8 protein-coding genes are annotated in these 8,930 nt (G+C 73.9%); 4 read left to right on the top strand and 4 right to left on the bottom strand.

Features of this window, described 5'->3' with window-relative positions; genetic code table 11:
- Positions 1-343 precede the first annotated feature (343 nt).
- Complete coding sequence (locus JD77_RS32440) at positions 344-517, top strand: hypothetical protein (protein ID WP_170286314.1); 174 nt, start codon at positions 344-346, stop codon at positions 515-517.
- A gap of 273 nt (positions 518-790) precedes the next feature.
- On the opposite strand, the gene JD77_RS23435 is transcribed toward JD77_RS32440, so the two are convergent.
- A complete protein-coding gene (locus JD77_RS23435; RefSeq protein ID WP_145777740.1) occupies positions 791-1,924 on the bottom strand; it encodes an IS701 family transposase in 1,134 nt (377 codons plus the stop codon).
- A gap of 66 nt (positions 1,925-1,990) precedes the next feature.
- Positions 1,991-2,512 carry a hypothetical protein gene (locus tag JD77_RS23430; RefSeq protein ID WP_145776199.1) on the bottom strand — a complete coding sequence of 174 codons (522 nt, stop codon included), beginning with the start codon at positions 2,510-2,512 and terminating at the stop codon, positions 1,991-1,993.
- 148 nt (positions 2,513-2,660) lie between these two features.
- Between JD77_RS23430 and JD77_RS23425 the strand changes: the two genes are divergently transcribed.
- Both JD77_RS23425 and JD77_RS23420 read left to right on the top strand, forming a co-directional pair.
- Positions 2,661-3,488, top strand: a complete 828-nt coding sequence (locus JD77_RS23425) for a DUF72 domain-containing protein (protein WP_211372841.1) — start codon at positions 2,661-2,663, stop codon at positions 3,486-3,488.
- A gap of 232 nt (positions 3,489-3,720) precedes the next feature.
- A complete protein-coding gene (locus JD77_RS23420; protein WP_170286520.1) occupies positions 3,721-4,272 on the top strand; it encodes an RICIN domain-containing protein in 552 nt (183 codons plus the stop codon).
- Between the two features lie 243 nt (positions 4,273-4,515).
- Here the strand turns inward: JD77_RS23420 and JD77_RS23415 are convergent, their stop codons facing one another.
- Positions 4,516-5,451 carry an ion transporter gene (locus JD77_RS23415; RefSeq protein ID WP_145776196.1) on the bottom strand — a complete coding sequence of 312 codons (936 nt, stop codon included), beginning with the start codon at positions 5,449-5,451 and terminating at the stop codon, positions 4,516-4,518.
- A 374-nt stretch (positions 5,452-5,825) separates the two neighbouring features.
- Between JD77_RS23415 and JD77_RS23410 the strand changes: the two genes are divergently transcribed.
- Positions 5,826-6,131, top strand: coding sequence for a TraR/DksA family transcriptional regulator (locus JD77_RS23410; RefSeq protein ID WP_145776195.1), 306 nt, complete (start codon positions 5,826-5,828; stop codon positions 6,129-6,131).
- A gap of 84 nt (positions 6,132-6,215) precedes the next feature.
- Here the strand turns inward: JD77_RS23410 and JD77_RS23405 are convergent, their stop codons facing one another.
- Positions 6,216-8,573, bottom strand: coding sequence for a CHAT domain-containing protein (locus JD77_RS23405; RefSeq protein ID WP_145776194.1), 2,358 nt, complete (start codon positions 8,571-8,573; stop codon positions 6,216-6,218).
- Positions 8,574-8,930: the final 357 nt, after the last annotated feature.

Raw genomic sequence — 8,930 nt, 5'->3', positions numbered from 1 at the left:
TCCCCGCCCACACGTGCGCCACCCCACACCCACACCCCACGCCGGGCCCCGGACGGGGGCCTGACCCCCGACCCGAGCCAACCCGCAGCGGTACTTCGAGGCGTCGGGGCCGGTCATGCCAGCCCTCCGCGAAACCGGCGCGCTCACCCGCGCCGCCCACCTCACCTGGTGGTCGGTGCCACGCCCCAGAGCCACGGGTAGGGCGGCCGCCAGGGATGGTGGTTCCGCAAGCTCAGGCGCCTCGCTCCTCACACGGCCGGGGCGGAACCAGGACGGCAACGGGCCCGGGCTGGTAAGGCGGATTCCAGTGTTCGTCGCAACACCTCGATCAAGGGGTGTGCGCATGGGTAGGCCATCGGGCTGGGTGACGGCGGTGACCGGCTGGCCGGCGATGCGGTCGCCGGGCCGCCCGGGGGTGAACGAGCACCGGGAGGTGCGGCGGTGCAGTTGGCTGATCACGGTGCCGTCGGCGATGCTGAACGCGGCGAACAGGCTGGTGATGCCGTTGCGGGCGTAGTCGTGGGTGCGCCGCCCGGGCATGCCGGGCGCGGTGGCCGTCCTCATGCCCACGCCACGCCCACAGCGAAGCCAAGTGACGTTGGAGTATTAATACTGCAACGGCGGGTCGTGACTTATGGCGGTTCGAGTCGTTTGCGGTAGTGGGCGGCTCGGGCTTGTTCCTGGCGTAGGCGGCGGAAGTTGGACCAGTGCAGGATGTGGCTGGCGTGGTGGCGGATGGTCAGGACGAGGTGGGCGAACAGGTGGCGGATCTCGTTGCTGCTCAGCGGGATCAGGGCGCCCTCGCTGCCGGTGGTGCCCCCTTTGCGGCTTCGCGGGCGCGGGTGACGACGAGGAACGCGGCAGCGGCCATGGCCAGGGTGATGTGGCCGTACCAGGCGTCGTAGCGGCGGACCTGGTACTGGTCCAGGCCGACCTCGTTCTTCGCGGTCTGGAACGATTCCTCCACCGACCAACGGCTACCGGCGACCCGCACGAGTTCCCGCAGTCGGGTGCCGCGGGGGCCGAAGCAGACGTAGTAGGCGATGTCGCTAGGGTCGCTGATCGAGCGTCGGGCCAGGACCCAGCCGCGGCGGCCGTGGGCGAAGGTGCGGCGGATCGGCACCCGGGCCCAGTCGTAGCGGCGTGGTCCGTGCGCGCCATCGCCGCACGACAGCCGCTGCCACGCGCCCGCACGTACTCTGGCGATCAGCTCATCGACGCGGGTGGTGGTATGCAACCCGGAGGGCACCTCGTCGTCGCATCGGGTGGCCATCACATACGCGATGTCCTGCTCCTCCAGCCAGCCCCGCAGGCCGGGGTTCTGCCCGTAGGCCTCGTCGGCGGTGAACCACGAAAACGGCACCCCGGCGGTGATCGCCCGCTCCAGCATGGCCCGAGCCTGCTGCGGCTTCGTGGCGAACTCGACCTCATCCGGGATCGCCGCCGCTCGGCACCGGTCCCGGTCGCCGGTCCACGACTTGGGCAGGTACAACTCCCGGTCGATCAACGCCCGGCCCCGACTCGTGGCATAGCACAGGAACGTGCCGATCTGGCAGTTCTCCGTCTTGCCCGCCGTGCCTGAATACTGCCGTTGGACCCCCGCCGAGGCGCGGCCCTTCTTGACGAACCCGGTCTCGTCGGCGACGAGCACCCCGGCCGCATCGCCGATCTGCTCCACGACGTAGTCGCGTACGTCATCGCGGACCGCGTCCCGGTCCCACGCCGCGCTGCACAACATGCCCTGCAACCCGTCCGGCGAGACATGCCCAGCCTGCTCCGCGAGGGTCCAGCCGTTGCGCCGCTCCAACGGCGCCAGCAACCCCCGCACATACGCCCACGCCCGCCGCCGCGGCTCCACTCGAGTAAACCGATGCGAGAACCGGAAGAACAACTCCTCCAACCCGGCATCCCACGACCCGACCAACTGCGCATCCACCACAACCAGTCAACGAACGATCAGCAGCCGAAGCCACGACCCGCCGTTGCAGTATTAACTCCCGCCGCCGGTGAGGCAGTGGGCCGCGGTCCACACCGAGGACCTGCCCTCGGTGTTCACGATGGCCCCGGAGCAGAGGTAGTTGACGCCGTTCAGCGTGAAGAACACCATCCCCACGGTGCGAGCAACCGGATGTCCGGTCGGGTAGTTGGGGTAGTAGAACGCGGGCGAGACGCCCGGGGACTCGGCGGTGCTGGCAGCCCTGGGCTCGGTCGCCGGCGCGGCGGGGGCGATCGCGCCCGCCGGACCCTGCGGCTGGATGGCGCGCTGCCCGGGCTGCCGAGCCGCGCGCGCCGCCTGCACCGCGGGAATCTCACTCTCGGGCTTGGCCGCCCGCATCCGGGCCGGCGTCCAGTACTCCATCAGGGCCCGCTGTCGGGCCTCGGCACCGGCGCCGGTCAGGGTACGGGCAACCTCGGGGCTGAGTTCGGCCACGCCACTCACGGCCGAGCCGTCGCCCGGTGCGGGGCTGGCCTGCACCGGGCCCGGGGCGGCGAGGGTGACCACGGCGGCCATCGCGACGACGGTCAGACCGCGTGGCAGTTTTCGGAACATGCGTACCATTCGGTGCGGTCGACGACCAGGGGGGGCGAACTCGCTGCCGCCCCAGGCGCGGCTCGCTCGTGGAGAGGTCGGAGTCATGCGTCTTCATGTGGGATGCCCGATGTGGGCGCACAAGTCCTGGCAGGGCCGCCTGCTGGCGCACCCGCTCCCCGCTCACGAGCGCCTGCGGCACTACGCCGGCTGGTGCAACGCGGTCGAGGGCAACACCACCTTCTACGCCACTCCGCCCAGGGAGACCGTGGCGTCGTGGGCGCAGCAGACCGACCCCGACTTCCGGTTCGTGATCAAGCTGCCGAAGCACGTCACGCACGAACGCCGCCTCACCGACGTCGACGAGCCGCTGCGCGTCTTCCTGGACGCGATCGAGCCCCTCGGCCCGCGGGCCGACGCCCTGTGGATCCAACTGCCGGGATCGTTCGCCCCCTCCGACGTTCCCACACTGGCCCGCTTCCTGCGCCGGCTCCCGGAGTCCCACCGGTACGCCGTGGAGGTTCGTCATCCCGCATTCTTCGACGACCCCCGCTCGGCGCGACTCCTGGAGGGCGTGCTCTCCGCCGCGGCCGCCGAGTGGATACCGTTCGACACCACCGCGTTCTTCCGAAGCCCGCCGACCAGCGACGCGGAACGCGACGCCTGGATCAAGAAGCCGCGCGTGCCGCGGCGCTCCGACGCGCTGACCGACCGGCCGATCGTCCGGTACCTCGGCCGCGACGACACCGCGCTGACCGTCGAGGGCTGGCAGCACTGGGTCGACGTCGTCGCCGGGTGGCTGCGCGAGGGACGCTCGCCGACCGTGTTCGTCCACACCCCGGACAACGCCGACGCGCCGGTGCTCGCCCGCCGCTTCCACGACGAGGTACGGGCCCGCGTACCCGGAGTCGAGCCGCTGCCCGAGCCGATCCCGGCCGGGCCCCTGACCCTCTTCTGACGCCCCGATGCCCGTCCGGGAATCCACCGGACAGCACGGCCGCCCCGCACGCTGGCGGTACCGGTCGCCGCCGTTCGGCTACCCGACGAGTTGAGGAGCAGTCGTGGTCGGAAGAAGCGGAAAGCGCCACTTGGCGCGCGAAGAGGGCAGGACACCAACCATTCCAGGGCGCGCGGGCAAGCGCCGCCCGATGAAGAGGGTATTCGGCGCCCTTGCCACGGCGGTGGCACTGGTGGCCGCGTCCCTCACGGTGATCGCGCCCACGCCTGCGTACGCGGCCACCCCCATCGTGGAGATCGTGAACTACAACAGCGGGCTACGCGCCGATGTCATGTGGGCCTCCACCAGCCCGCTCACGGGTGTCTTCCTGTGGCCGAACAACTCCAGCCCCTCGCAGGAGTTCGAGATGCTCGACAGCGGAGGAGGATTCTTCCGCCTCAAGGCACGCCACTCCGGTCAGTGCCTGATGCTCGACTGGCGGGTGGGCACCCAGAACGGCACGCCGATCATCCAGGACCCGTACTGCGACGCCGGGTACCGCCGGGCCGAGTGGTACCGGCAGTACATCACCCCGCCGCAGCCCCCGTGCTACTGCTTCCCCGCCACGTACATGATCATCAGGAACCGCTCGACCGGAAGGTGCCTGGACGCGGCCTCCGGAACCGGCCAGCCCGGTCAGCAGGCGATCCTGCAGCAGTGGGACTGCATCGTCTCGGGCACGGAATGGAACCGCTGGAACCAGGTGTGGACCATCAACACCCTCAATGCGCCTCCGATCGGCTGACACCCGTCGGTCGAAGAGGGAACCGGGCGGGCGCGACCGCGCGGGGCGGCGGACGCGTCCGGCCGCCCCGCGCGGCGTTTCCAGGCCGCTGACACCGGCGGCGGTTGGTCGTGGGACGAACTGGTCGTCCGACGCGCGACTGACCGTCGGGTGATTCGACGGCAGCCGTCGCTGACCGCATCCCCGTCCTGCACGCCCCGCGCCAGCAGGACGCCGGGCACACCGGACAGGTCGGGCGCGTGGTCAGCGGCCGGCCCGGCGTTCGCCGTCGCGGTGCGCCCGTCCGGCCAGGTCGTCGCGGTCGATGCGCAGCTCCCGCTCCAGCTCGGCGATGACGGCGCGCAGGTCGTCCAGCCGCTGGGTCAGCGCGATGCGGTCCACCTCGTCGGGCACGCCGTCGCCGTCCTCGTCGTACCCGGGCGCGAGCCGCTCGGTCATCTCCAGCCGGCGGGCCTCCTCCATCGAGTTGACGATGACCGCGATCAGGATGTTGAGCAGCAGGTTGACGGTGATGACGACGAAGCTGACGTAGTAGAGCAGCGTCCACGGCGACACCGCCAGGCCCTGCTCGATGAGGTCCGGCAGCGTCTCCAGCGACAGCAGCACGAACAGGGTCAGCAGGGCGCGGCCGATGTCGCCGTACTGCTCGGGGTAGGTGCCGCCGAAGATCAACCAGCCGGCCATGCCGTAGACGTACAGGGTGACCACGGCCAACGCGAGGAAGCCACCGACGCCTGGGAGGCTGCGCAGCAGGGCCGCGACGATCGTCCGCAGGCCCGGGGAGAACCGCACCAGCCGCAGCACCCGGGCGACCCGGAGCACCCGCAGCAGCGCCGAGTCGCCGTGCAGGCCGGGCAGGAAGATCGCCGCCACCACCACGAAGTCGAAGACGTTCCAGCCCTGCCGGAAGAAGTCCTGCGGCCGACGGCCGTACGCCAGCACCCGCGCGGCGATCTCCGCCACGAAGATCACCCGGAAGGACCACTCCAGCCAGCGCAGGGCCGGCCGGAACCCGCCGAGGTGCGCGTACGTCTCCAGGCCGAGCACCACCCCGTTGGCCATGATGACGACGACGATGGCGATCTCGAACGGGCGCGACCGGACGACCCGGGCGAACCGGTCGGTGACGCCCGGCGGTTCGGACGGGGCGGCGGCCGGCCGCCTGAGTACGGCAGGCATGGGCCACAGCCTAACGAGGACACTCTTTCGGGGACCCGGCGCGGAAGTGGGCCGACCGACACGCCACAGTCGGCGAAACGGGGTTGACTCCTCGACGCGTGCGCCTATGGTGAGCGGATGACCACGGTCGGCGCGCCGTCCCGGGTCGGCGTCACCCCGGTGACGCCGACCGGTGCCGCCTGCCCGCCCGCCGCCGGTCAGCCCGTGCCCACCCTCCGGCCGTCGGCCCCGCGCGCGGTCGCGCCGACCTACGGGCTGCCGAGCCCCGTCCCGGCCGGCCGGAGCCCTCCGGACCCGTTCGTCTCACGAGGAACGGCCACAGGGCGAAGCGGAAACCGCTTCGACCCTTTTTCTTTTTCCGGAAGGTGACAACGATGACCACGCCCACCGACAGCGCCCGCATCGACGCGCTGCGCGCCACGTTGACCAGCGAGTTCGAGGCGCACACGGCCAGGCTGACCCAACTGACCGCGGACACCGGCGACCCCTCGGACCCGCACACCCAGGCCGCGCTGATCGCGACGGTCCGGCAGAGCCTCGAGCAGATCACCGACGCGCTGCGGCGGATCACCGAAGACACCTACGGCGCGTGCGAGCGGTGCGGCAGCACGATCCCGGCCGAGCGCCTGGAGATCCTGCCGCACGCCCGGTTCTGCGTGCCCTGTCAGCGCAAGCACTGAGTGGGCCCCTGCCAGCGCAAGCACTGAGCGGGCCAGCCGCGAGGTCCGCCCCCTGCCCAGGGGGCGGACCAGCCTCGGCTCCGGTCAGCCGGCCCCGAAGCAGACGAAGGCCGCCGCGGTCGCCCGGGCGGACGCGTCGCCGGCCGCGACGAACGCCCGCTGCGCGTCGGCGAGGGCCTGCGCCGGGCCGGCGCCCGCCCGCATCCGCCGGTGCAGGTCGAGCATCAGGGCGGTGGTGGGGTCGGCCGGTACCGGCAGCACGGTGGCGACCAGGCACCGGGCGCCGAGGGCCAGCAGCACCGCGGTGAACCCCATGACCTCGTCGCCCGGGCGCACCCCGGTCAGGCCGGAGTCGCACGCGGACAGCACCACGCAGCCGGGCGGGCGGGCCACCCGCTCCCACTCGTACGCGAACAGCGGCCCGTCGGCCAGTTCCACGGTGGAGAACTGCGGGTTGTCGGCGCGGAACGTGCCGTGGGCGGCGATGTGCACCAGCCCGGCCCCGTCCAGCGCCGCGGTCAGCGCGGCGGCGGTGGCGTCGGCCCCGGCGAGCGTCCGCGCCCCCGGCAGCACCTCCGCGAGCCGGCGTACCTCGGTGTGCGCGGCCGGCAGGCGCGGGCCGGCGGCCAGGACCGGCGGCCCCGCCGGGGGCTCCCGACGGTCCGCCCCGAGCCACACCGTGGCCGACGGGGCGACCGTCACGGCGCGCCCGGCGCACGACGGCAGCGCCGACCAGGGCACCGCGTGCAACGCCCCGACCGGGACGATCACCAGGTCCCGGTCGGCCAGGCGCCGCCGCACCGGGTCGAACAGTTGGCGGTCCAGGGCCGCCGCGGCGTGCGCGGCCCCCGCCCGGGCGGCGGCCGAGTCCCCGGTGGTGACCAGCCTGCGCAGGCCGAACCGGTGCCGCCGGGCCAGGTCCACCGCCTCGCCGAGCGGGCCGAGGTCGTGCAGGCCGGCCCGGCCGTCGCGGATCAGCACCGCCCGCAGCCGGTCGCCGTGTGCCACCAGCTCGACCAGCACCCGGGAGCCGAGCCGTTCGGCCAGCGCGCCGACGCCGGGCGGGGTCACCACGTCGCCGCCGCCGGGCACCCGCCGGGCCAGGTCCCGGATGCGCTGCTCCAGCCGGGCCTGCCGGCCGCGCAGGGCCTGCGCCGGGCGGCCGGCGAGCACCTCGTCCTCGATCAGCCCGCTGACGAGCCGGAGCTCGGCGAGCGCCGCGACGAGGTCGGGGTCGTCGGGGGGCAGCGCCGCGCGCATCCGCAGCGAGTTGGCCCGCCACCGCTCCGCCCACGTCAGGACCCCGGCCGGGGAGCCGGCCCGGACCGCGATGTCCAGGCCCTCGGCCGCCAGCTCCTGCCCGTACGTCCCGCTGTGGGCCCGCAGCTCCGTGGCCCCGAGGGACGCGCGGTGCCGGTCGAGGACGGCCAGCCCCCGGCGCAGCGCCAGAGCCGCGCCGGAATCGTCCCCGGCGAGCCGCCGCGCCAGCGCCTGGGCGTACCAGCCCTGCGCCCGCCGGTCGGCGGTGCCGCGGCGCCGGGCCCGGGCGGCCACCGCCAGCAGGTCCCGGGCCCGGCCCGGTCGCCCGAGCGCGGCGGCCAGCCGGCCGGCCTCGATCCGGGTGGCCAGGGCCGGGCCCGGCCACCCGGTGGCGTCGAGCTGCTCGGCGGTACGCAGCATCGCGGTGAGCAGCGCGGTCGAGCGGGTGCCCCGGCGGTACTCGGCGCGCAACTCGACGTGGCGCGCGAAGGCGGCCCAGGTGCGGCGGCCCTGGCGGCGGAACCGGGCCCGGGCCGCGGCGGCGGCCCCGGTCGCGGTGTCCAGGTCACCGGCGAGCAGCGCGGCCCGGGCCTGCGCCAGCAGCGCCTCGGCGAGGTCGGAGGCCATGCCCCGGCGCCGCAGTTCCCACACGGCCGCCGCCGCGACCTCGACCGCCTCGTCGACCAGCGGCACCCACAGCAGCAGCTCGAACCGGTCCAGCAGCAGCGCCGGCCGGGGCACGGCGAGCCGCCGGTACTCCTCCTCCACGGCGGCGAAGCAGCGCAGCGCGCCGGCGATGTCGCCGCGCTGGCCGGCCGCGATCCCGCCGTTCCAGCGGGCATCGGCCGCCGCCAGGTCCAGCCCGAGCCGGCCGAAGATGGCCGCCGCCCGGGCGAGGTCGTCCTCCGTGCCGCCAGCGGCGCCCCAGAGGGCGTTGAGCAGTCCGCGGTTGTTGCGTGCCCGCGCCTCCAGCAGCAGGTCGCCCTCACGCTGAGCGATGTCGATGGCCAGGCCGTAGTCACGCACCGCCTCGTCGTAGCGTCCGCGGTAGTGCAGCACCACGCCCCGCTGCATCCGGGCCCGCCCCGCGTCGGCGCCGGTGAGCTGGGGCAGCGCGGCGGTCACGGCGCGCAGCGCCGCGCCGGTGCGGCCGGCGTTGGCCAACAGGAAGCCCAGGCTCATCCGGGCCAGCGCCCGGCCCGGGGCGTGCCGGCGGCCCGCACCGCCCGCCGCAGGTGATGGAGCGCGCCGGGCAGGTCGTTGAGCTCCCGCAGGGCCAGGCCGATGGCCCGTTCGGCGGTGGAGCGCTCGTCGTCGCCGACGGCGGGCCGGCGGCGAGCACCCGCTGGGCGATCGCGATCGCCTCGCGCGGATAGCGCTGGACGGCGTCGAGCGCCGCCTGGGCCGCCCCGGCACCGGAACCGGTGCTGTCGGGCATGCCCCAAAGCGTCCACGACGGACGGCGGGCCGTCAATGTCGGGTACCGGCGCGGAATTGTCGGAAATCCGCGCCCCCGAATCACCTCATTGACTTTGGACT

Origin of the sequence: Micromonospora olivasterospora (assembly GCF_007830265.1) — a bacterium.
GTDB lineage: Bacteria > Actinomycetota > Actinomycetes > Mycobacteriales > Micromonosporaceae > Micromonospora > Micromonospora olivasterospora.
This window is presented reverse-complemented; position numbering and strand designations above follow the sequence as displayed.